The 21,832-nt window shown below is 54.3% G+C and carries 17 protein-coding genes and 1 pseudogene; 10 read left to right on the top strand and 8 right to left on the bottom strand.

The window, feature by feature from the left end; all coding sequences use genetic code 11:
* Window positions 1-131 precede the first annotated feature (131 nt).
* Window positions 132-400: pseudogene (locus ACU8XX_RS17680) on the bottom strand (hypothetical protein).
* On the opposite strand from ACU8XX_RS17680, the gene hokE reads away from it, so the two are divergent.
* Window positions 369-521 carry a type I toxin-antitoxin system toxin HokE gene (hokE, locus tag ACU8XX_RS17675; RefSeq protein ID WP_000956455.1) on the top strand — a complete coding sequence of 51 codons (153 nt, stop codon included), beginning with the start codon at window positions 369-371 and terminating at the stop codon, window positions 519-521. The pseudogene ACU8XX_RS17680 and the gene hokE overlap by 32 nt on opposite strands.
* A gap of 192 nt (window positions 522-713) precedes the next feature.
* Here hokE and ACU8XX_RS17670 read toward each other — a convergent pair whose 3' ends face one another.
* The 3 genes from ACU8XX_RS17670 to fepA all read right to left on the bottom strand — a co-directional run bounded on the left by ACU8XX_RS17670 (window position 714) and on the right by fepA (window position 5,027).
* The gene (locus ACU8XX_RS17670) at window positions 714-1,826 is read right to left on the bottom strand and encodes an IS4-like element IS421 family transposase (RefSeq protein ID WP_016232034.1); all 1,113 of its coding nucleotides are present in this window, start codon (window positions 1,824-1,826) and stop codon (window positions 714-716) included.
* A 165-nt stretch (window positions 1,827-1,991) separates the two neighbouring features.
* Entirely contained in the window at window positions 1,992-2,612 is a 621-nt protein-coding gene (gene entD / locus ACU8XX_RS17665) for an enterobactin synthase subunit EntD (RefSeq protein WP_240765233.1), read from the bottom strand.
* A 174-nt stretch (window positions 2,613-2,786) separates the two neighbouring features.
* Window positions 2,787-5,027, bottom strand: a complete 2,241-nt coding sequence (fepA, locus tag ACU8XX_RS17660; protein WP_001612583.1) for a siderophore enterobactin receptor FepA — start codon at window positions 5,025-5,027, stop codon at window positions 2,787-2,789.
* Between the two features lie 242 nt (window positions 5,028-5,269).
* Here fepA and fes point away from each other — a divergent pair, with 242 nt between their 5' ends.
* From fes to wzz(fepE), 4 genes are all read left to right on the top strand, one after another.
* Complete coding sequence (gene fes, locus ACU8XX_RS17655) at window positions 5,270-6,472, top strand: enterochelin esterase (protein WP_000125843.1); 1,203 nt, start codon at window positions 5,270-5,272, stop codon at window positions 6,470-6,472.
* A 2-nt stretch (window positions 6,473-6,474) separates the two neighbouring features.
* Window positions 6,475-6,693: an enterobactin biosynthesis protein YbdZ gene (ybdZ, locus tag ACU8XX_RS17650; protein WP_000885798.1), complete on the top strand. Its 219-nt coding sequence runs from the start codon at window positions 6,475-6,477 to the stop codon at window positions 6,691-6,693.
* Complete coding sequence (entF, locus tag ACU8XX_RS17645) at window positions 6,690-10,571, top strand: enterobactin non-ribosomal peptide synthetase EntF (RefSeq protein ID WP_004014737.1); 3,882 nt, start codon at window positions 6,690-6,692, stop codon at window positions 10,569-10,571. The genes ybdZ and entF overlap by 4 nt, the downstream gene beginning before the upstream one ends.
* 215 nt (window positions 10,572-10,786) lie before the next feature.
* On the top strand, window positions 10,787-11,920 hold the full coding sequence (gene wzz(fepE) / locus ACU8XX_RS17640; protein WP_000096701.1) for an LPS O-antigen length regulator Wzz(fepE): 1,134 nt from the start codon (window positions 10,787-10,789) through the stop codon (window positions 11,918-11,920).
* Here the strand turns inward: wzz(fepE) and fepC are convergent.
* The 3 genes from fepC to fepD are packed head-to-tail and all read right to left on the bottom strand — an operon-like array spanning window position 11,917 to window position 14,722.
* Complete coding sequence (gene fepC, locus ACU8XX_RS17635) at window positions 11,917-12,732, bottom strand: iron-enterobactin ABC transporter ATP-binding protein (RefSeq protein WP_112034098.1); 816 nt, start codon at window positions 12,730-12,732, stop codon at window positions 11,917-11,919. The two genes, wzz(fepE) and fepC, sit on opposite strands and share 4 nt — an antisense overlap.
* Window positions 12,729-13,721 carry an iron-enterobactin ABC transporter permease gene (fepG, locus tag ACU8XX_RS17630; protein WP_000640988.1) on the bottom strand — a complete coding sequence of 331 codons (993 nt, stop codon included), beginning with the start codon at window positions 13,719-13,721 and terminating at the stop codon, window positions 12,729-12,731. Before fepG ends, fepC begins: the two co-directional genes overlap by 4 nt.
* Window positions 13,718-14,722: a Fe(3+)-siderophore ABC transporter permease gene (fepD, locus tag ACU8XX_RS17625; protein WP_001295314.1), complete on the bottom strand. Its 1,005-nt coding sequence runs from the start codon at window positions 14,720-14,722 to the stop codon at window positions 13,718-13,720. Before fepD ends, fepG begins: the two co-directional genes overlap by 4 nt.
* Before the next feature lie 110 nt (window positions 14,723-14,832).
* Between fepD and entS the strand changes: the two genes are divergently transcribed.
* Window positions 14,833-16,083, top strand: coding sequence for an enterobactin transporter EntS (gene entS / locus ACU8XX_RS17620; protein WP_001041786.1), 1,251 nt, complete (start codon window positions 14,833-14,835; stop codon window positions 16,081-16,083).
* Between the two features lie 3 nt (window positions 16,084-16,086).
* On the opposite strand, the gene fepB is transcribed toward entS, so the two are convergent.
* Window positions 16,087-17,043: a Fe2+-enterobactin ABC transporter substrate-binding protein gene (fepB, locus tag ACU8XX_RS17615; protein WP_001234311.1), complete on the bottom strand. Its 957-nt coding sequence runs from the start codon at window positions 17,041-17,043 to the stop codon at window positions 16,087-16,089.
* Between the two features lie 374 nt (window positions 17,044-17,417).
* Between fepB and entC the strand changes: the two genes are divergently transcribed.
* The 4 genes from entC to entA are packed head-to-tail and all read left to right on the top strand — an operon-like array spanning window position 17,418 to window position 21,830.
* Complete coding sequence (gene entC, locus ACU8XX_RS17610; protein ID WP_000381303.1) at window positions 17,418-18,593, top strand: isochorismate synthase EntC; 1,176 nt, start codon at window positions 17,418-17,420, stop codon at window positions 18,591-18,593.
* A 9-nt stretch (window positions 18,594-18,602) separates the two neighbouring features.
* Complete coding sequence (entE, locus tag ACU8XX_RS17605) at window positions 18,603-20,213, top strand: (2,3-dihydroxybenzoyl)adenylate synthase EntE (RefSeq protein ID WP_000026812.1); 1,611 nt, start codon at window positions 18,603-18,605, stop codon at window positions 20,211-20,213.
* Window positions 20,214-20,226: 13 nt separating this feature from the next.
* A complete protein-coding gene (gene entB, locus ACU8XX_RS17600) occupies window positions 20,227-21,084 on the top strand; it encodes an enterobactin biosynthesis bifunctional isochorismatase/aryl carrier protein EntB (RefSeq protein ID WP_001007138.1) in 858 nt (285 codons plus the stop codon).
* The gene (entA, locus tag ACU8XX_RS17595; RefSeq protein ID WP_000347651.1) at window positions 21,084-21,830 is read left to right on the top strand and encodes a 2,3-dihydro-2,3-dihydroxybenzoate dehydrogenase EntA; all 747 of its coding nucleotides are present in this window, start codon (window positions 21,084-21,086) and stop codon (window positions 21,828-21,830) included. The genes entB and entA overlap by 1 nt, the downstream gene beginning before the upstream one ends.
* The last annotated feature ends 2 nt before the right edge of the window (window positions 21,831-21,832 follow it).

Genomic DNA, 21,832 nt, shown 5'->3' with positions numbered 1-21,832 from the left:
TTTTTGGTGATGGTGAACTGATGGTGCCTGAAGCAATTTGGCTACTTTTGCAATGTGACAAGTTATGGCAGTGCTGACTGGTGGCGAAGAATTTTGACGATTGAGTCATGCAGAAAAAAACGGGTTCAGCTTCAGTTGATTAAATGAGGAGTGAGAAGTCCGAAACAGGACTCACTGTATAAATAAACAGCTATTTTGTTGAGGAAGGGTAAGATAACGGCGGGTGCCTGAAGCTTTCCGGTTTCAGGTTTACTCTGAGGTCTGGAAAGATGAAGCCCCAGGAGATATTTCTATCAACCCTGGGGCTGCCACTCCAAACCCGAACAATTTGGATGGTAGTCCCTTCTTCGCATGGAGGCAATATAAACATGCTGACGAAATATGCCCTTGCGGCAGTCATAGTGCTGTGTTTAACGGTGCTGGGATTTACGCTTCTGGTCGGAGATTCGCTGTGTGAGTTCACCGTAAAGGAACGTAATATTGAGTTTAAGGCTGTTCTCGCTTACGAACCGAAGAAGTAGCCGTTGTGCGGGGATCACTCCCATAAGCGCTAACTTAAGGGTTGAACCATCTGAAGAATGCGACGCCTCGGTGCCTCGTTAAGACGATGCCTCGCGTTCTTCAATTGCGTTTTGTAGGCTGTCAGGGATACTATCCCACGAATGGCCACCTGTAAGCTCCAGATGACCATTTTTGTTATTCTCCACAACGAGTTAGTTCTTCTTTTCGGATCCGGCACTTCTGGGGGGGAAATCCAGCGATGGCTGGATTATGTCGTCAATTAAAAATGCGGCGAGTAGATTAGCAAATATCCACGCTTTCGCGAGTTCAGGTTCCTTTGCACGCAAAGCATCCAGGTGCAGCAAACTTTTGAGCCGCTTAAAAGCCAGTTCAATTTGCCATCGCAGACGGTAACAATCAGCCACTTGCTCTGCTGAATATTCATCTTCCGGTAATGATGTTAGCAATAGCACATGGCCCGCTGCTTCCAGCGTTTCCGCCTGAACTACTCGTCCTTTTCGACGATTCTCGCTGAGCAGTCGGGTTTTACTGATTAATGCTTTTTCGGGAGGAAGTGATACGGCAATGAGACGTGCCGGAAAGGGAGCTCCGGCTTTTTTATTACCTGAATTGCCTATCATTACAGTGGTTTCACCGTTCTTACCGCAATCCAGCCCGCGCAGAAAACCCATCATGTCAAAGCGCATTCCTTCTGCAGTTAACCAGCGCAATCCTCGCCAGTGAACCCGGACGATATAATCAGCTTCTCCAAAAGCAAGTGAGCGGATACATTCGGGACGCGAACCGAATCCCCGCTCAGCAATGCGTATCTCGTCTGCCGTTTGCGCAAATCGGTCCAGCCGTTCAGCGTCTCTGCTGTCGGTTAGCTCAAAATCAGTGAACTGACAGGTATGAGGATCATATCCCATATGTAGTCGCCATTCAGCGCTGCCGCCCCCGGGCGCACTGATTGCTGTTCCATCGACAAGACGCAATCTCTTTCCGCTTGTACAACCCGTAACTGCGGCGCGTACAGCAAGTGTTTGTGCGGCAAGTATGCCAAACCAGTCGGCGGCATTCCGCAGCCGCTTCAGGAGAGCCACGTCAGATAATGTTGCAACGTCATGGAGCTGAGCCCATGCAGTGACTTCACGTAATGACATCCCCCCGGGGCCGTAAGCCAGCCCCAGACGTAGCAGAGTTGCAGCATCACGAATTTCGCGGCGGCGGGTTAGAGCCCCGGCATTACGTGCCGAAGTATCCAGTTCTTCGGGCTTACCAATATGGGCCAGAATTGCTGACCAGTTATCGTGAGAGTAATTCATCGGCACGTTAAATCATATCAGGCGTAATACCACAACCCTTAAGTTAGCGCTTATGGGAGCAATCCCCGCATATCCGGTTGTCAGGTCAGGATGGTAAGGCACCTGCTTTACACTTTCGCCCGTGGTCAGTGATGGCTGCGGGCGAATCGTACCAGATGTTGTCAATTAATCGTGTTGGCACAGCGTTATGACTATCTTTTCTTTTATCTGCCAGTGCACAGCAAACATCTCATTCTCACGATGAATGATGACCTGCTGTTTATTCCAGCTAATTATCTGATAGTCCAGAAAACCTGCATCAGTTTGGATCTCACTTGCCTTAAATGCGCTCTCTTTGGCGGAAAATGCCAGTGTCAGCGCCAGAGAAAAGGCTAAACCGCAGTCTGCGAGTCGCTCGTGTTCTGCTGGTGTAATAATGTTGTCTGTCAATTCGGTCGCTGTTTGCGCAGAAAAAATTTCTTCGATATCAACGCCAATCGGTTGACGGGAAACCACGGCCAATGCCGTAGCCCCGCAGTGGCTAATACTGCCGTATACCTCCGCAGGCCACACCGGTTGGCGTAGCTCGCCGATTGCGGGCACACATTTATAGCCATATTCCCGCAAGGCATAAACAGCAGCGATCCGTCCGGCTAAATGCTCTGTTTTACGTTTACGTCCAGCGTGTTGCAGTTGTGCGTAGTGCGGCAGCCAGAGTAAATTCTGCTCACAAAAATTCGCCGGATCGAACTCAACAAAATGCAGCGTATGTCCGGCAAAGGGGAGGGAGGTATGCGTAGTTTTCATATCGACCATATTCGAGACTGATGACAAACGCAAAACTGCCTGATGCGCTACGCTTATCAGGCCTACATGGTCCTGCAATATATTGAATTGGCAAGATTTTTGTAGGCCGGATAAGGCGTTCACGCCGCATCCGGCATGAACGACGCGCACTTTGTCAACAATCTGACGTTAGCATCAGAAGTGAGTGTTTACGCTCATATACCACGTACGTCCCGGCTCGTTATAGGTATACGCCCCGGCACCGGCGATATAGTTGGCCCCTGCCAAATCGCCCGTGGTCTGGGCATTACCTGCACGCCACAAACGTTTGTCGAACAGATTGTCCACGCCGCCGGTCAGACTGACATTCTTCGTCACATCCCACGTCGCGCTCAGGCCAACAATGCTGTACGGACTGATTTCTTTGGTTTCCGGTCCAACCGCTGGCTGACCTTTATAGTTGTATTTCTTCGGCTGCTGCTTGCCGTACCAGGTGAAGGTCGTTTGCATCGACAAATCTTCCCGTGCCTGCCAGCTCAGCGTTGAGTTCAACGTATACTCCGGGATGATCGACAAACGGTCGCCCGTGGTTTTGTTTTCACTCTTCAGCATATAAGTGATGTTATTAGTCCACATCACCGTTTCGCTAACCGGTACGTTTAACGATCCTTCCAGACCTTCAACCACCGCTTTCGGCACGTTATCCCACTGATAGAGATCGGTGCCGACTGCGTTTTGCCCTACAGCCACATAGCCCGCTTCAATCTTATTGCGATAATCGTTACGGAACCAGGTGACGCCCGCCAGCCAGCCGTCGCGTTTGAACTCCAGACCAATCTCCTTGTTGATACTGGTTTCCGCTTTCAGGTCATCATTACCTTGCAGATAGCAGCCGCCCGCGCTGGCATAGCAGCCCTGACCTTTACTGTAGAGAATGTAGTTTGGGTTAGTCTGGTACAGGCTCGGCGCTTTATAGGCGCGGGCGATGCCCATTTTGAGCGTGAAGTCATCGCCTAAACCTTGCGATATGTTCAGCGCTGGGCTCCAGTTATTGCCGACAATACTGTGATGATCGAAACGCAGCCCCGGCGTTACGATGGTGCTGTCAGTCAGCTCCATGTTGTTTTCGGCAAACAGCGAGAAAATTTCTGCTTTTGAATACGGGCTACGGTCGGTGGCACTCACGCCATCAATAGCGCCACCGGTATTCGTTCCGGTCAGTGCCTGGGTGTTGGAACTTAAGTCCTTCATCCGTTGCTGATTCCACTCCGTACCCAGCGTCAGCGTCTGGTTAACGAGGAAATCAATCGGCAGGTTAACTTCGCTATGCAGCATCACGTCATCAAGATCGATATCGACGAAATCCTGTGTCGCTTTTTCGTTAAATTTCCCTTCGGTACCGCCCGCCAGACCTTCCGGAATACGCGAGTTACGGGTGTGTTCGTACTGCACCCAGTTGCTGGTGGTCACGCCGTTATCCCAGCCACCGTTCCAGGTCAGCGAGTAGTTCTGGCGATACAGGCGGTTGGTTTCATCGCCATATTTCGAGCGAGTATAAGCGTCAGAGTTGGTGTTCTGGGTATCGCCCGCATACAGGTTACCCTGGCGGCTGTAACCCGCTTCCAGTTCGAGTGATTGCAGAGGCGCGAAGTCCCAGCGCACCACGCCATTAATATCTTTGTTGATCACCCCTTCGCGCCCGGCTGGTAACGTCGTGGCATACGTTCCGGCACGCGCGGACTGATGGCCCTGGTTGATATCCCACGCGTCAGCCTGGGTTTTGTCGAGGTTGCCATACAAGCGGAAGCTGAATTCGTCGCCCAGCGGACCGGTCAGGCTGAAGTTGGTGCGTTTAGTGGCACCTTCCTCTTTATGTTCTGGCGCATTGAAATAAGCGTCCCAGGAGCCGTGCCACTCACCGCTGCCTTTTTTGGTAATGATGTTAACCACGCCGCCCGCCGCGCCGTTGCCATAACGCGCAGCTGCCGGACCACGCAGAACTTCAATACGTTCAATCATTTCAGGTGGCACCCAGGAGGTATCACCACGGGTATCGCGCTCGCCACGCCAGCCCTGACGCACCGAGTTACGGCTGCTTACCGGCTTGCCGTCAATCAAAATCAGCGTGTTTTCCGGACCCATACCGCGAATATCAATCTGTCGGTTATTCCCACGCTGACCACTGGTGGAGTTACCGGTCAGGTTAACGCCTGGCATGGTACGGATGATCTCCGACACATCGCGGGCAACGGGGTTTTTGCGGATTTCATCTGCGGTGATGGTCGAAACGCCAGGTGCCTGTAAGTTCTGCTCGGCGGCGGTAACGACAATAGTATCGTCATGTGAAACAGGAGTATCGGTCGGCTCTTGTGCCTGCGCTACCCCATAAATCCCCAGATTGACCAACAAGGCCAGGGAATGAATCTTCTTGTTCATTGTTTTATTCCTGCATTTTTGCCACGAATTGCAACTGTCGGGCATGGTCGTCATCAACACGACGCATCCCGCTACCGCGAAAACCTTTGATCCTGAAAGACACGCAGTGCAGTTGGTTAATTAATGTCCGCGCTTCCCACGGCGCGCTATTACGCTATTGCAAATGCAAATAGTTATCAATAATATTATCAATATATTTCTGCAATCAATGAAAAATTGCACAGTAAACATGGGGTTATGGTGTGACGGCGTTAAAAGTAGGAAGTGAGAGCTGGTGGCAGTCGAAACATGGCCCGGAATGGCAGCGTCTGAATGACGAAATGTTTGAGGTCACTTTCTGGTGGCGTGATCCCCAAGGTTCTGAAGAATACTCGACGATAAAGCGCGTATGGGTCTACATCACTGGTGTGACCGATCACCATCAGAACAGCCAGCCCCAGTCGATGCAGCGAATTGCAGGCACTAACGTCTGGCAGTGGACGACACAACTCAATGCCAACTGGCGCGGCAGCTACTGTTTTATTCCCACCGAACGCGATGACATTTTTTCTGTACCATCCCCCGATCGCCTCGAATTGCGCGAAGGCTGGCGAAAACTATTACCCCAGGCGATAGCCGATCCGCTGAACCTACAAAGCTGGAAAGGCGGGCGAGGGCACGCTGTTTCTGCACTCGAAATGCCGCAAGCGCCTCTGCAACCGGGATGGGATTGTCCGCAAGCGCCAGAAATACCTGCCAAAGAAATTATCTGGAAAAGTGAACGGTTGAAAAAGTCACGGCGTGTATGGATTTTTACCACCGGCGATGCAACAGCAGAAGAACGCCCGCTGGCAGTTTTGCTCGATGGCGAATTTTGGGCGCAAAGTATGCCCGTCTGGCCAGTGCTGACTTCGCTGACCCATCGTCAGCAACTTCCTCCCGCCGTGTATGTGTTGATCGACGCTATCGACACCACGCACCGCGCCCACGAACTGCCGTGTAATGCGGATTTCTGGCTCGCAGTACAGCAAGAGTTATTACCCCTGGTGAAAGCTATTGCCCCTTTTAGCGATCGTGCCGATCGCACCGTGGTTGCCGGGCAGAGTTTTGGTGGGCTTTCCGCGCTGTATGCCGGACTGCACTGGCCTGAACGCTTTGGCTGTGTATTAAGCCAGTCAGGATCGTACTGGTGGCCGCATCGGGGCGGGCAGCAAGAGGGCGTGTTACTTGAAAAGCTAAAAGCTGGTGAAGTTAGCGCCGAAGGTCTGCGCATTGTGCTGGAAGCGGGTATTCGCGAGCCGATGATCATGCGGGCCAATCAGGCGCTGTATGCGCAATTACACCCCATAAAAGAATCCATTTTCTGGCGTCAGGTTGACGGCGGACATGATGCGCTTTGTTGGCGCGGTGGCTTGATGCAGGGGCTAATCGACCTCTGGCAACCACTTTTCCATGACAGGAGTTGAATATGGCATTCAGTAATCCCTTCGATGATCCGCAGGGAGCGTTTTACATATTGCGCAATGCGCAGGGGCAATTCAGTCTGTGGCCGCAACAATGCGTCTTACCGGCAGGCTGGGACATTGTGTGTCAGCCGCAGTCACAGGCGTCCTGCCAGCAGTGGCTGGAAGCCCACTGGCGTACTCTGACACCGACGAATTTTACCCAGTTGCAGGAGGCACAATGAGCCAGCATTTACCTTTGGTCGCCGCACAGCCCGGCATCTGGATGGCAGAAAAACTGTCAGAATTACCCTCCGCCTGGAGCGTGGCGCATTACGTTGAGTTAACCGGAGAGGTTGATTCGCCATTACTGGCCCGCGCGGTGGTTGCCGGACTAGCGCAAGCAGATACGCTGCGGATGCGTTTTACGGAAGATAACGGCGAAGTCTGGCAGTGGGTCGATGATGCGCTGACGTTCGAACTGCCAGAAATTATCGACCTACGAACCAACATTGATCCGCACGGTACTGCGCAGGCATTAATGCAGGCGGATTTGCAACAAGATCTGCGCGTCGATAGCGGTAAACCACTGGTCTTTCATCAGCTGATACAGGTGGCGGATAACCGCTGGTACTGGTATCAGCGTTATCACCATTTGCTGGTCGATGGCTTCAGTTTCCCGGCCATTACCCGCCAGATCGCCAATATTTACTGCACATGGCTGCGTGGCGAACCAACGCCTGCTTCGCCATTTACGCCTTTCGCTGATGTAGTGGAAGAGTACCAGCAATACCGCGAAAGCGAAGCCTGGCAGCGTGATGCGGCATTCTGGGCAGAACAGCGTCGTCAACTGCCGCCGCCCGCGTCACTTTCTCCGGCACCTTTACCGGGGCGCAGCGCCTCGGCAGATATTCTGCGCCTGAAACTGGAATTTACCGACGGGGAATTCCGCCAGCTGGCTACGCAACTTTCAGGTGTGCAGCGTACCGATTTAGCCCTTGCGCTGGCAGCCTTGTGGCTGGGGCGATTGTGCAATCGTATGGACTACGCCGCCGGATTTATCTTTATGCGTCGACTGGGCTCGGCGGCGCTGACGGCTACCGGACCCGTGCTCAACGTTTTGCCGTTGGGTATTCACATTGCGGCGCAAGAAACGCTGCCGGAACTGGCAACCCGACTGGCAGCACAACTGAAAAAAATGCGTCGTCATCAACGTTACGATGCCGAACAAATTGTCCGTGACAGCGGGCGAGTGGCAGGTGATGAACCGCTGTTTGGTCCGGTACTCAATATCAAGGTATTTGATTACCAACTGGATATTCCTGGTGTTCAGGCGCAAACCCATACCCTGGCAACCGGTCCGGTTAATGACCTTGAACTGGCCCTGTTCCCGGATGAACACGGTGATTTGAGTATTGAGATCCTCGCCAATAAACAGCGTTACGCTGAGCCAACGTTAATCCAGCATGCTGAACGCCTGAAAATGCTGATTGCCCAGTTCGCCGCAGATCCGGCGCTGTTGTGCGGTGATGTCGATATTATGCTGCCAGGTGAATACGCGCAGCTGGCGCAGATCAACGCCACTCAGGTTGAGATTCCAGAAACCACGCTTAGCGCTCTGGTGGCAGAACAAGCGGCAAAAACTCCGGATGCTCCGGCGCTGGCAGATGCGCATTACCAGTTCAGCTATCGGGAAATGCGTGAGCAGGTGGTGGCGCTGGCGAATCTGCTGCGTGAGCGCGGCGTTAAACCGGGCGACAGCGTAGCGGTGGCGCTACCGCGCTCGGTCTTTTTGACCCTGGCGCTACATGCGATTGTTGAAGCAGGTGCGGCCTGGCTACCGCTGGATACCGGTTATCCGGACGATCGCCTGAAAATGATGCTAGAAGATGCGCGTCCGTCGCTGTTAATCACCACCGACGATCAACTGCCGCGCTTTGCCGATGTTCCAGATTTAACCAACCTTTGCTATAACGCCCCGCTTACACCGCAGGGCAGTGCGCCGCTGCAACTTTCACAACCGCATCACACGGCTTATATCATCTTTACCTCTGGCTCCACCGGCAGGCCGAAAGGGGTAATGGTCGGGCAGACGGCTATCGTCAACCGCCTGCTTTGGATGCAAAATCATTATCCGCTTACAGGCGAAGATGTCGTTGCCCAAAAAACGCCGTGCAGTTTTGATGTCTCGGTGTGGGAGTTTTTCTGGCCGTTTATCGCAGGGGCAAAACTGGTGATGGCTGAACCGGAAGCGCACCGCGACCCGCTCGCTATGCAGCAATTCTTTGCCGAATATGGCGTAACGACCACGCACTTTGTGCCGTCGATGCTGGCGGCGTTTGTTGCCTCGCTGACGCCGCAAACCGCTCGCCAGAGTTGCGCGACGTTGAAACAGGTTTTCTGTAGTGGTGAGGCCTTACCGGCTGATTTATGCCGCGAATGGCAACAGTTAACTGGCGCGCCGTTGCATAATCTATATGGCCCGACGGAAGCGGCGGTAGATGTCAGCTGGTATCCGGCTTTTGGCGAGGAACTGGCACAGGTGCGCGGCAGCAGTGTGCCGATTGGTTATCCGGTGTGGAACACGGGCCTGCGTATTCTTGATGCGATGATGCATCCGGTGCCGCCGGGTGTGGCGGGAGATCTCTATCTCACCGGTATTCAACTGGCGCAGGGGTATCTTGGACGACCCGATCTGACCGCCAGCCGCTTTATTGCCGATCCTTTTGCTCCTGGTGAACGGATGTACCGTACCGGAGACGTTGCCCGCTGGCTGGATAACGGCGCGGTGGAGTACCTCGGGCGCAGTGACGATCAGCTAAAAATTCGCGGGCAGCGTATTGAACTGGGCGAAATCGATCGCGTGATGCAGGCGCTGCCGGATGTCGAACAAGCCGTTACCCACGCCTGTGTGATTAACCAAGCGGCAGCCACTGGTGGTGATGCGCGTCAGTTGGTGGGCTATCTGGTATCGCAATCGGGCCTGCCGTTGGATACCAGCGCATTGCAGGCGCAGCTTCGTGAAACATTGCCGCCGCATATGGTGCCAGTCGTTCTGCTGCAACTGCCGCAGTTGCCACTTAGCGCCAACGGCAAGCTGGATCGCAAAGCCTTACCGTTGCCTGAACTGAAGGCACAAGCGCCAGGGCGTGCGCCGAAAGCGGGCAGTGAAACGATTATCGCCGCGGCATTCTCGTCGTTGCTGGGGTGTGACGTGCAGGATGCTGACGCTGATTTCTTCGCGCTTGGCGGTCATTCGCTACTGGCAATGAAACTGGCAGCGCAGTTAAGTCGGCAGTTTGCCCGTCAGGTGACGCCGGGGCAGGTGATGGTTGCGTCAACCGTCGCCAAACTGGCAACGATTATTGATGGTGAAGAGGACAGCTCCCGGCGCATGGGATTCGAAACCATTCTGCCGTTGCGTGAAGGTAATGGCCCGACGCTGTTTTGTTTCCATCCGGCATCCGGTTTTGCCTGGCAGTTTAGCGTGCTCTCGCGTTATATCGATCCACAATGGTCGATTATCGGCATTCAGTCGCCGCGCCCTCATGGCCCCATGCAGACGGCGACGAACCTGGATGAAGTCTGCGAAGCGCATCTGGCAACGTTACTTGAACAACAACCGCGCGGCCCTTATTACCTGCTGGGGTATTCGCTGGGCGGTACGCTGGCGCAGGGTATTGCGGCGCGGCTGCGTGCCCGTGGCGAACAGGTGGCATTTCTTGGCTTGCTGGATACCTGGCCGCCAGAAACGCAAAACTGGCAGGAAAAAGAAGCTAATGGTCTGGACCCGGAAGTGCTGGCGGAGATTAACCGCGAACGCGAGGCCTTCCTGGCGGCACAGCAGGGAAGTACTTCAACGGAGTTGTTTACCACCATTGAAGGCAACTACGCTGATGCTGTGCGCCTGCTGACGACTGCTCATAGCGTACCGTTTGATGGTAAAGCGACGCTGTTTGTTGCTGAACGCACGCTTCAGGAAGGTATGAGCCCCGAACGCGCCTGGTCGCCGTGGATAGCCGAGCTGGATATCTATCGTCAGGATTGTGCGCATGTGGATATTATCTCTCCAGGGGCGTTTGAAAAAATTGGGCCGATTATTCGCGCAACGCTAAACAGGTAAATTAACATTATCTATTAACCCATAATTACAGGAAATAATTATGGGTTAATCATTTGTTTAATTTATAAGTTTGCTGGTTATTTCTCTTAAATAGAGTGAATGTTGCATTCATTGGAAGGAATTTACAAACTTCAGCTTCGGATAATTCTCACCAACTGGTAAAGTGAGCGCCGTGGAGATTTCCCCCTATTGGACTCATTTTCAGGTTATACCCCATGTCATCACTGAATATTAAACAGGGAAGTGACGCTCATTTTCCCGATTATCCTCTGGCGTCGCCCAGTAATAATGAAATTGATTTACTTAATCTAATCTCAGTTTTATGGCGGGCCAAAAAAACGGTCATGGCGGTCGTTTTTGCGTTTGCCTGCGCAGGCTTGCTGATCTCTTTCATCCTGCCGCAAAAATGGACCAGCGCGGCGGTTGTCACGCCTCCAGAACCTGTTCAGTGGCAAGAGTTGGAGAAAACATTCACTAAGCTTCGTGTGCTGGATCTGGATATCAAAATTGATCGTACAGAAGCATTTAACCTGTTTATCAAGAAGTTTCAGTCGGTTAGCTTGCTGGAAGAGTACCTGCGTTCATCACCTTATGTGATGGACCAATTAAAAGAGGCGAAAATTGACGAACTGGATTTGCATCGCGCAATTGTCGCATTGAGCGAAAAAATGAAAGCGGTTGATGACAATGCCAGTAAGAAAAAAGATGAACCGTCACTGTATACCTCCTGGACGCTAAGTTTTACCGCGCCAACCAGTGAAGAGGCGCAGACCGTTTTGAGCGGGTATATCGATTATATCTCTACGTTGGTGGTGAAAGAGTCGCTAGAAAACGTCCGTAATAAACTGGAGATCAAAACCCAGTTTGAAAAAGAAAAACTGGCTCAGGATCGCATTAAAACGAAAAATCAACTTGATGCAAACATTCAGCGCCTCAATTATTCACTCGACATTGCCAACGCGGCAGGAATTAAAAAGCCCGTTTACAGTAATGGTCAGGCCGTTAAAGATGACCCCGATTTTTCTATTTCTCTCGGTGCAGACGGTATTGAACGCAAACTGGAAATAGAAAAAGCGGTCACTGACGTTGCGGAACTGAACGGTGAATTACGTAATCGTCAGTATCTTGTTGAGCAGTTAACAAAAGCAAATATCAACGATGTGAATTTTACGCCGTTTAAATATCAGTTAAGCCCGTCATTGCCAGTGAAAAAAGACGGTCCGGGTAAGGCGATTATTGTGATCCTTTCCGCGCTGATCGGCGGGATGGTGGCTTGTGGTAGCGTGTTATTGCGCTATGCGATGGCATCCAGAAAACAGGATGCCATGATGGCAGACCACTTAGTTTAACTATTTGCGGTTGAAGGTGCCGTTCGTCCGAGCGGCACCACAAGCGGCGTTCCGGCTACCGGATCGTCAATGATCATGCAGCGCAGACCATAAATGCGCTCAATCAGTTCAGCAGTGACAATCTCCTTCGGCGCTCCCTGAGCAACAATTTTCCCTTCTCGCAATGCAATCAAATGGCTGGCGTAACGACAGGCCTGATTAAGATCGTGCAGCACCGCCGCCAGGGTATAGCCTTTTTCGCGGTTCAGTTCGCTTAACAACTCCAGCAAATCAATCTGATGACTGATATCCAGCCAGGTCGTGGGTTCGTCGAGCAGCATAATTGCCGTTTCCTGGGCCAGCACCATCGCGATCCACGCTCGCTGGCGTTGTCCGCCAGAAAGGGTATCCACGCTTTGATCTGCCAGATGAGTTATTCCCGTGGCCTGCATTGCTTTCGTTACCGCTTCTCCATCCTCTTTGCGCCAGCGGGTAAACAGCGGTTGATGCGGATAACGTCCACGCGCCACCAGCTCCTGCACGGTGATATCGCCCGGCGTGGTAGCATTTTGCGCCAACAGACCAATCCGGCGTGCAACCTCTTTACTGGCGTAATGTTGAATGTGCTCGCCATCCAGCCAGACATGCCCATGAGCAGGCGTCATCAGGCGGCTTAAGGTACGCAGTAACGTGGATTTACCGCAGCCATTTGGCCCGATAATTGCCGTGAAGTGACCATCAGGTATTTCTACAGTCAGATTTTCCGCAACGGTATATTTGCCATATCCCAGGGTTAACTGTTCGCCGCGCAAACGGGCTACTGATTCGGTCATTTTTTGCGAGACTCCTGAATTAACAAGACGATAAGGTAAATACCGCCGAGGCTGACGGTAACGACGCCAACCGGAAGTTGATACGGCATAAACAGTTGTTGGGCGCAGAGATCGGCCGCCAGCAGTAACAGCGCCCCGCATAGCGCCGCCTGGGTTAGCCCCCAGCGAGCGGTGCCGCTAATGCGTCGGGCAATGTGCGGTGCGACTAAAGCAATAAAGGAAATCGGCCCGGCAAGCGCTGTTGCCGCAGCGGTAAGCACCACTGCAACCAGCATCATTAACAGACGCGAACGTTCGACGCTGACGCCCAGCGCACACGCGGTATCATCGCCCATTTCCAGCAAGCGCATCCGGCGTACCAGTAAGGCGGCGGCAATGAGCATCAATATAATGATGGGTGCGGAAGGCGAGGTTTTTGCCCACGTCAGGCCGTTGAGCGATCCGGCATTCCACAAACCTGCTGTTAGCGCCGTTTCTAAAGACGCTTTCAGCAACAGCCAGGTATTAAAGGCCACCAGCATGGCGCGAACGCCGATACCGATAATAATCAACCGAAAGGTGTCGATGCCGTTGCGCCAGGCGAGCAGCCAGACCAGCAGCGAAGTGACAATGCCGCCCACCATTGCTGACAGCGCGATAGCCGTCAGGTCCTGACCAAACAGCACCATCGCCACCAGCACGCCGCTCCACGCCCCGGTGTTAAAGCCCATTACGTCAGGGCTGCCGAGCGGGTTACGCATCAGCGACTGAAAAATCGCGCCACTGACGCCCAGTGCTGCGCCAATCAACAGCGCCATCAGCACGCGTGGTAAACGCCATTCGGTGACCACCATCGTCATACTGCGCGGCGCATCGCCCATCAGCGCGGCGAATACCTGCGAGGTTTCCAGCGTGACGGCACCGCTGCGTAATCCCCAGATACCTGCAACCACACAGGCGGAAACCAGCAGCAAACAGGTGATGAGTAATCGGCGAGAGACGTAAATCATGCACCACCTCGCGTTTTACGTCGCACGAGGAAGATCAGCACCGGTGCACCAATAAACGCACTGACCACAGAAACGCGCAGTTCGCCGGGCACAATCACCCGCCCGATGATATCGGCAAACAGCAGCAGGGCAGGGGTAGCAAGTAGCGTGACGGGCAGCGACCAGCGATGATCGGCACCCACCAGCCAACGCGCCATATGCGGCATCATCAGGCCAATAAAGGCAATCGGGCCAACTACTGCCGTCGCACTACCACAAAGCACGGTAATCGCCAGCAGACCAATCAACTGTGTGCGCGCCACGCGACTGCCCAGCGCCGTCGCGGTGTCGCTGCCGAGGCTCAAACTGTTCAGCGCGCGACTCAGTAATAGCGCAGTTGCTCCGGCGATCAGCACCGGGATCAGCACCACTTTTAAGGTATGTAGATTGCGAATATCCAGCGAACCGGCTTGCCAGAAACGCAACTGATCGTAGACGTCAGGATTAAGCAGGGCGATGCCGCTGGTCAGTCCTTCCAGCACCGCCGCCAGCGCCACGCCCGCCAGGGTTAAACGCACCGGACTTAACTGCCCGCCGCCCTGACTGCCGGTAAAGGCAACAATCAATGAGGCCACCAGCGCCCCGGCGAAGGCCATCGCCAGTTGTTCCTGCGCGGATGAGTAACCAAACAGCGCCGCACCCAGCACAATGGCAAAGCTGGCTCCGGCATTCACGCCAAGCAAGCCGGGGTCGGCAAGTGGATTTCGGGTGAGGGTTTGCATCAACGCCCCGGCAAGGCCAAGCGCGCCGCCTGCAAGTAAACCGGCAAGGGTGCGCGGCAGTCGCGCGTCGAGCACGATGGTGCAGTCGGCGCTCTGGCAGGTGCCGGAGAGGGCCTCCAGCACTACGGAAGCGGGGAGTGATTTTGCCCCAATGAGCAGGCTTAATGCCGTCGCGATAATCAGTAATAACAGCAATCCGGGCACGGCAATGGCGCGTGTCACGGCAACAGAACCAGACATACGAACTTCCATGATAATGAAATTAATTATCGTTATCGATCTTATTTGGATATGTTAGCATGTGCAGCCTAAGAATAGGTATTTAAAATATTTGATGGCAAGGCATTGTAATGAATAAACAATCCTGGCTGCTTAACCTCAGCCTGTTGAAAACGCACCCGGCGTTTCGCGCAGTATTCCTCGCTCGTTTTATCTCAATTGTGTCTCTGGGTTTGCTCGGCGTCGCGGTGCCGGTGCAGATCCAGATGATGACGCATTCTACCTGGCAGGTGGGGCTTTCGGTGACGCTGACCGGCGGCGCGATGTTTGTTGGCCTGATGGTTGGCGGTGTGCTGGCGGATCGCTATGAGCGCAAAAAAGTGATTTTGCTGGCGCGCGGCACCTGTGGCATTGGCTTCATTGGACTGTGCCTTAATGCACTGCTGCCGGAGCCGTCATTGCTGGCAATCTATTTACTTGGTTTATGGGATGGTTTTTTCGCATCGCTTGGCGTTACGGCGCTATTGGCGGCGACACCAGCACTGGTAGGGCGTGAAAACTTAATGCAGGCCGGGGCGATCACCATGTTGACCGTGCGTCTGGGGTCGGTGATTTCGCCCATGATTGGCGGTTTATTGCTGGCGACCGGTGGCGTAGCCTGGAACTACGGGCTGGCGGCGGCGGGCACGTTTATTACCTTGCTACCGTTGTTAAGCCTTCCGGCGTTGCCACCGCCACCGCAGCCGCGTGAGCATCCGTTGAAATCATTACTGGCAGGATTTCGTTTTCTGCTTGCCAGCCCGCTGGTGGGCGGGATTGCGCTGCTGGGTGGTTTATTGACGATGGCGAGCGCGGTGCGGGTACTGTATCCGGCGCTGGCTGACAACTGGCAGATGTCAGCGGCACAGATTGGTTTTCTCTACGCGGCGATCCCGCTCGGCGCGGCTATTGGTGCGTTAACCAGCGGGAAGCTGGCACATAGTGCGCGACCAGGGTTATTGATGCTGCTCTCCACGCTGGGATCGTTCCTCGCCATTGGTCTGTTTGGCCTGATGCCGATGTGGATTTTAGGCGTGGTTTGTCTGGCGCTGTTCGGCTGGTTGAGTGCGGTCAGCTCGTTGCTGCAATACACAATGCTGCAAACGCAAACCCCGGAAGCGATGTTAGGGCGGATTAACGGTTTGTGGACGGCGCAGAACGTGACGGGCGATGCCATAGGCGCGGCGCTGCTGGGTGGTTTGGGCGCGATGATGACACCGGTTGCTTCCGCAAGCGCGAGCGGTTTTGGTTTGTTGATTATCGGCGTGTTGTTATTGCTGGTGCTGGTGGAGTTGCGACATTTTCGCCAGACGCCGCCGCAGGTGACAGCGTCCGACAGTTAATGCTTAAAACAGCGCCTTAAGCCTATCCAGCACTTGCATGGCGCTGTAGTAATCCAGACGGAACGTCTCGGTTCCCAGCGCATAAACCTGCTTGTTTTGTACTGCAGGCAGGTGCGCGAGCAGCGGATTAGCATAAATAGCATCGGCATCTTTCTGATCACCGGCGAACAGGAATAGTGACTCGCCATTTAACCCTGCAGCCAGATTTTCCCCACCAAGCTGAATGATGTCATGGCGTTTACCCTGACTTTGGCTGGCATTTAACCCTGCGGGTAACTTCGCCAGCGTAAAGCCGAGTTGTTCCAGCATCTGCCCTTGTGCTGATTCTGGCGTCCAGAGATTGGCACTGTGTGCAGCGGCAGTATAGACAATGGCAGTGACCGGCTGCGGCGGTAATTTGATTTGCTCTTTCGCCGCCGCCAGTTGCTTATCAAACTGCGCAATCCGCTCTGCCGCTTGTTTCTCATGCCCGGTAATTTCGCCAAGTTGCGTTAACAGCGACTGCCAGCTTTTGTCGTCGTAATTGATGATTAATGTCGGGGCGATGGTGGAAAGCTGATCATACAGTGCCAGCGCCGAATCCCCGCCGGTTGCGCTAATTAAAATCAGATCCGGCATTTGCGCGGCAACGGCTTCGGCGCTCGGTTCGCCGATATAGAGCCGTTGCAGTTTGCGTTCTTTCGCCACCTTGCTCCACTGGCGTAAAAAGCCCTGGTCATCCGCGACGCGGTTATTCGGCGTGGTCGCGCCGCTGGCGATCACCGGAGCATCAATCGCCAGCAGTGAGCCGGTCAGGGTGACGCTGGTGGAAACAATACGCTGCGGCTGGCTTTCCAGTGTATGTGTGCCACGGCTGTCAGTAATCTGACGCGGCCAGTCAGCGGCCTGAACTGCGGCTATTCCTGAAAGCAAAAGTCCTGTTAATAGAAGGGCGTTGCGGTAGAGCGGGGCGAGTCTCACAAATCAGCTTCCTGTTATTAATAAGGTTAAGGGCGTAATGACAAATTCGACAAAGCGCACAATCCGTCCCCTCGCCCCTTTGGGGAGAGGGTTAGGGTGAGGGGAACAGCCAGCACTGGTGCGAACATTAACCCTCACCCCAGCCCTCACCCTGGAAGGGAGAGGGGGCAGAACGGCGCAGGACATCACATTGCGCTTATGCGAATCCATCAATAATGCTTCTCATTTTCATTGTAACCACAACCAGATGCAACCCCGAGTTGCAGATTGCGTTACCTCAAGAGTTGACATAGTGCGCGTTTGCTTTTAGGTTAGCGACCGAAAATATAAATGATAATCATTATTAAAGCCTTTATCATTTTGTGGAGGATGATATGGATACGTCACTGGCTGAGGAAGTACAGCAGACCATGGCAACACTTGCGCCCAATCGCTTTTTCTTTATGTCGCCGTACCGCAGTTTTACGACGTCAGGATGTTTCGCCCGCTTCGATGAACCGGCTGTGAACGGGGATTCGCCCGACAGTCCCTTCCAGCAAAAACTCGCCGCGCTGTTTGCCGATGCCAAAGCGCAGGGCATCAAAAATCCGGTGATGGTCGGGGCGATTCCCTTCGATCCACGTCAGCCTTCGTCGCTGTATATTCCTGAATCCTGGCAGTCGTTCTCCCGTCAGGAAAAACAAGCTTCCGCACGCCGTTTCACCCGCAGCCAGTCGCTGAATGTGGTGGAACGCCAGGCAATTCCGGAGCAAACCACGTTTGAACAGATGGTTGCCCGCGCCGCCGCACTTACCGCCACGCCGCAGGTCGACAAAGTGGTGTTGTCACGGTTGATTGATATCACCACTGACGCCGCTATTGATAGTGGCGTATTGCTGGAACGGTTGATTGCGCAAAACCCGGTTAGTTACAACTTCCATGTTCCGCTGGCTGATGGTGGCGTCCTGCTGGGGGCCAGCCCGGAACTGCTGCTACGTAAAGACGGCGAGCGTTTTAGCTCCATTCCGTTAGCCGGTTCCGCGCGTCGTCAGCCGGATGAAGTGCTCGATCGCGAAGCAGGTAATCGTCTGCTGGCGTCAGAAAAAGATCGCCATGAACATGAACTGGTGACTCAGGCGATGAAAGAGGTACTGCGCGAACGCAGTAGTGAGTTACACGTTCCTTCTTCTCCACAGCTGATCACCACGCCGACGCTGTGGCATCTCGCAACTCCCTTTGAAGGTAAAGCGAATTCGCAAGAAAACGCACTGACTCTGGCCTGTCTGCTGCATCCGACCCCCGCGCTGAGCGGTTTCCCGCATCAGGCCGCGACCCAGGTTATTGCTGAACTGGAACCGTTCGACCGCGAACTGTTTGGCGGCATTGTGGGTTGGTGTGACAGCGAAGGTAACGGCGAATGGGTGGTGACCATCCGCTGCGCGAAGCTGCGGGAAAATCAGGTGCGTCTGTTTGCCGGAGCGGGGATTGTGCCTGCGTCGTCACCGTTGGGTGAGTGGCGCGAAACAGGCGTCAAACTTTCTACCATGTTGAACGTTTTTGGATTGCATTAAGGAGCGAGGATGAGCATTCCATTCACCCGCTGGCCGGAAGAGTTTGCCCGTCGCTATCGGGAAAAAGGCTACTGGCAGGATTTGCCGCTGACCGACATTCTGACGCGACATGCTGCGAGTGACAGCATCGCGGTTATCGACGGCGAGCGACAGTTGAGTTATCGGGAGCTGAATCAGGCGGCGGATAACCTCGCGTGTAGTTTACGCCGTCAGGGCATTAAACCTGGTGAAACCGCGCTGGTACAACTGGGTAACGTCGCTGAATTGTATATTACCTTTTTCGCGCTGCTGAAACTGGGCGTTGCGCCGGTGCTGGCGTTGTTCAGCCATCAGCGTAGTGAACTGAACGCCTATGCCAGCCAGATTGAACCCGCATTGCTGATTGCCGATCGCCAACATGCGCTGTTTAGCGGGGATGATTTCCTCAATACTTTCGTCACAGAACATTCCTCCATTCGCGTGGTGCAACTGCTCAACGACAGCGGTGAGCATAACTTGCAGGATGCGATTAACCATCCGGCTGAGGATTTTACTGCCACGCCATCACCTGCTGATGAAGTGGCCTATTTCCAGCTTTCCGGTGGCACCACCGGCACACCGAAACTGATCCCGCGCACTCATAACGACTACTACTACAGCGTGCGTCGTAGCGTCGAGATTTGTCAGTTCACACAACAGACACGCTACCTGTGCGCGATCCCGGCGGCTCATAACTACGCCATGAGTTCGCCAGGATCGCTGGGCGTCTTTCTTGCCGGAGGAACGGTTGTTCTGGCGGCCGATCCCAGCGCCACGCTCTGTTTCCCATTGATTGAAAAACATCAGGTTAACGTTACCGCGCTGGTGCCACCCGCAGTCAGCCTGTGGTTGCAGGCGCTGATCGAAGGCGAAAGCCGGGCGCAGCTTGCCTCGCTGAAACTGTTACAGGTCGGCGGCGCACGTCTTTCTGCCACCCTTGCGGCGCGTATTCCCGCTGAGATTGGCTGTCAGTTGCAGCAGGTGTTTGGCATGGCGGAAGGGCTGGTGAACTACACCCGACTTGATGATAGCGCGGAGAAAATTATCCATACCCAGGGTTACCCAATGTGTCCAGATGACGAAGTATGGGTTGCCGATGCCGAAGGAAATCCACTGCCGCAAGGGGAAGTCGGACGCCTGATGACGCGCGGGCCGTACACCTTCCGCGGCTATTACAAAAGTCCACAGCACAATGCCAGCGCCTTTGATGCCAACGGTTTTTACTGTTCCGGCGATCTGATCTCTATTGATCCAGAGGGTTACATCACCGTGCAGGGGCGCGAGAAAGATCAGATTAACCGTGGCGGCGAGAAGATCGCTGCCGAAGAGATCGAAAACCTGCTGCTGCGCCACCCGGCGGTGATCTACGCCGCACTGGTGAGCATGGAAGATGAGCTGATGGGCGAAAAAAGCTGCGCTTATCTGGTGGTAAAAGAGCCGCTGCGCGCGGTGCAGGTGCGTCGTTTCCTGCGTGAACAGGGTATTGCCGAATTTAAATTACCGGATCGCGTGGAGTGTGTGGATTCACTTCCGCTGACGGCGGTCGGGAAAGTCGATAAAAAACAATTACGTCAGTGGCTGGCGTCACGCGCATCAGCCTGAAGGAGAGAACACGATGGCTATTCCAAAATTACAGGCTTACGCACTGCCGGAGTCTCACGATATTCCGCAGAATAAAGTTGACTGGGCCTTTGAACCGCAACGTGCCGCGTTGTTAATCCATGATATGCAGGACTATTTTGTCAGCTTCTGGGGCGAGAACTGCCCGATGATGGAGCAGGTGATCGCGAATATTGCTGCGCTGCGCGACTACTGCAAACAGCACAATATCCCGGTTTATTACACCGCCCAGCCGAAAGAGCAGAGCGATGAAGATCGGGCGCTGTTGAATGATATGTGGGGGCCGGGCCTGACCCGCTCGCCGGAACAGCAAAAGGTGGTGGATCGCCTGACGCCAGATGCCGACGACACGGTGCTGGTGAAGTGGCGCTACAGCGCGTTTCATCGTTCTCCGCTGGAGCAAATGCTGAAAGAGAGTGGACGTAACCAGCTGATTATTACCGGGGTATATGCCCACATTGGCTGTATGACCACCGCAACCGACGCATTTATGCGCGATATTAAACCGTTTATGGTGGCGGATGCGCTGGCCGATTTCAGCCGTGACGAGCATTTGATGTCGCTGAAATATGTGGCCGGACGTTCTGGCCGGGTGGTGATGACTGAAGAATTACTGCCAGCACCTATCCCCGCCAGCAAAGCGGCGCTGCGTGAGGTGATCCTGCCGTTGCTGGACGAGTCCGATGAACCGTTCGATGACGACAACCTGATCGACTACGGTCTGGATTCGGTGCGCATGATGGCGCTGGCGGCGCGCTGGCGCAAAGTGCATGGTGATATCGACTTTGTCATGCTGGCGAAAAACCCGACCATCGACGCCTGGTGGAAGCTACTCTCCCGCGAGGTGAAATAATGGATTTCAGCGGTAAAAATGTCTGGGTAACCGGCGCAGGTAAAGGTATCGGCTACGCCACGGCGCTGGCGTTTGTTGAGGCGGGAGCGAAAGTTACAGGTTTTGATCAAGCGTTCACTCAGGAGCAATATCCCTTTGCGACCGAAGTGATGGATGTTGCCGACGCTGCGCAGGTCGCGCAAGTGTGTCAGCGACTGTTAGCTGAAACGGAGCGACTGGACGCGCTGGTCAATGCGGCGGGAATTTTACGCATGGGCGCGACCGATCAGCTCAGTAAAGAGGACTGGCAGCAGACTTTTGCGGTTAACGTCGGCGGTGCGTTTAACCTGTTCCAGCAAACCATGAACCAGTTTCGCCGTCAGCGGGGCGGGGCGATTGTCACTGTGGCGTCCGACGCCGCGCACACGCCGCGTATTGGCATGAGTGCTTATGGCGCATCGAAAGCGGCGCTGAAAAGCCTGGCGTTGAGCGTCGGGCTGGAACTGGCGGGTAGCGGCGTGCGCTGTAATGTGGTTTCGCCTGGCTCCACCGACACCGATATGCAACGCACGCTGTGGGTGAGCGATGACGCCGAAGAACAGCGTATTCGCGGCTTTGGCGAGCAGTTTAAACTCGGCATTCCGCTGGGGAAAATCGCCCGTCCACAAGAGATCGCCAACACGATTTTGTTCCTCGCCTCTGACCTCGCCAGCCATATTACCCTACAGGATATTGTGGTCGATGGCGGCTCAACGCTGGGGGCATAAGC

Source organism: Escherichia sp. MAL-1 (genome assembly GCF_052948035.1).
This window is presented reverse-complemented; position numbering and strand designations above follow the sequence as displayed.

What these genes read in the sequence shown, in the direction of transcription:
- hokE (WP_000956455.1), top strand. Translation starts at nt 369, where the DNA reads ATGCTGACGAAATATGCCCTTGCGGCAGTCATAGTGCTGTGTTTAACG.
- ACU8XX_RS17670 (WP_016232034.1), bottom strand. Translation starts at nt 1,826, where the DNA reads ATGAATTACTCTCACGATAACTGGTCAGCAATTCTGGCCCATATTGGT.
- entD (WP_240765233.1), bottom strand. Translation starts at nt 2,612, where the DNA reads ATGAAAACTACGCATACCTCCCTCCCCTTTGCCGGACATACGCTGCAT.
- fepA (WP_001612583.1), bottom strand. Translation starts at nt 5,027, where the DNA reads ATGAACAAGAAGATTCATTCCCTGGCCTTGTTGGTCAATCTGGGGATT.
- ybdZ (WP_000885798.1), top strand. Translation starts at nt 6,475, where the DNA reads ATGGCATTCAGTAATCCCTTCGATGATCCGCAGGGAGCGTTTTACATA.
- entF (WP_004014737.1), top strand. Translation starts at nt 6,690, where the DNA reads ATGAGCCAGCATTTACCTTTGGTCGCCGCACAGCCCGGCATCTGGATG.
- fepC (WP_112034098.1), bottom strand. Translation starts at nt 12,732, where the DNA reads ATGACCGAATCAGTAGCCCGTTTGCGCGGCGAACAGTTAACCCTGGGA.
- fepG (WP_000640988.1), bottom strand. Translation starts at nt 13,721, where the DNA reads ATGATTTACGTCTCTCGCCGATTACTCATCACCTGTTTGCTGCTGGTT.
- fepD (WP_001295314.1), bottom strand. Translation starts at nt 14,722, where the DNA reads ATGTCTGGTTCTGTTGCCGTGACACGCGCCATTGCCGTGCCCGGATTG.
- entS (WP_001041786.1), top strand. Translation starts at nt 14,833, where the DNA reads ATGAATAAACAATCCTGGCTGCTTAACCTCAGCCTGTTGAAAACGCAC.
- entC (WP_000381303.1), top strand. Translation starts at nt 17,418, where the DNA reads ATGGATACGTCACTGGCTGAGGAAGTACAGCAGACCATGGCAACACTT.
- entE (WP_000026812.1), top strand. Translation starts at nt 18,603, where the DNA reads ATGAGCATTCCATTCACCCGCTGGCCGGAAGAGTTTGCCCGTCGCTAT.
- entB (WP_001007138.1), top strand. Translation starts at nt 20,227, where the DNA reads ATGGCTATTCCAAAATTACAGGCTTACGCACTGCCGGAGTCTCACGAT.
- entA (WP_000347651.1), top strand. Translation starts at nt 21,084, where the DNA reads ATGGATTTCAGCGGTAAAAATGTCTGGGTAACCGGCGCAGGTAAAGGT.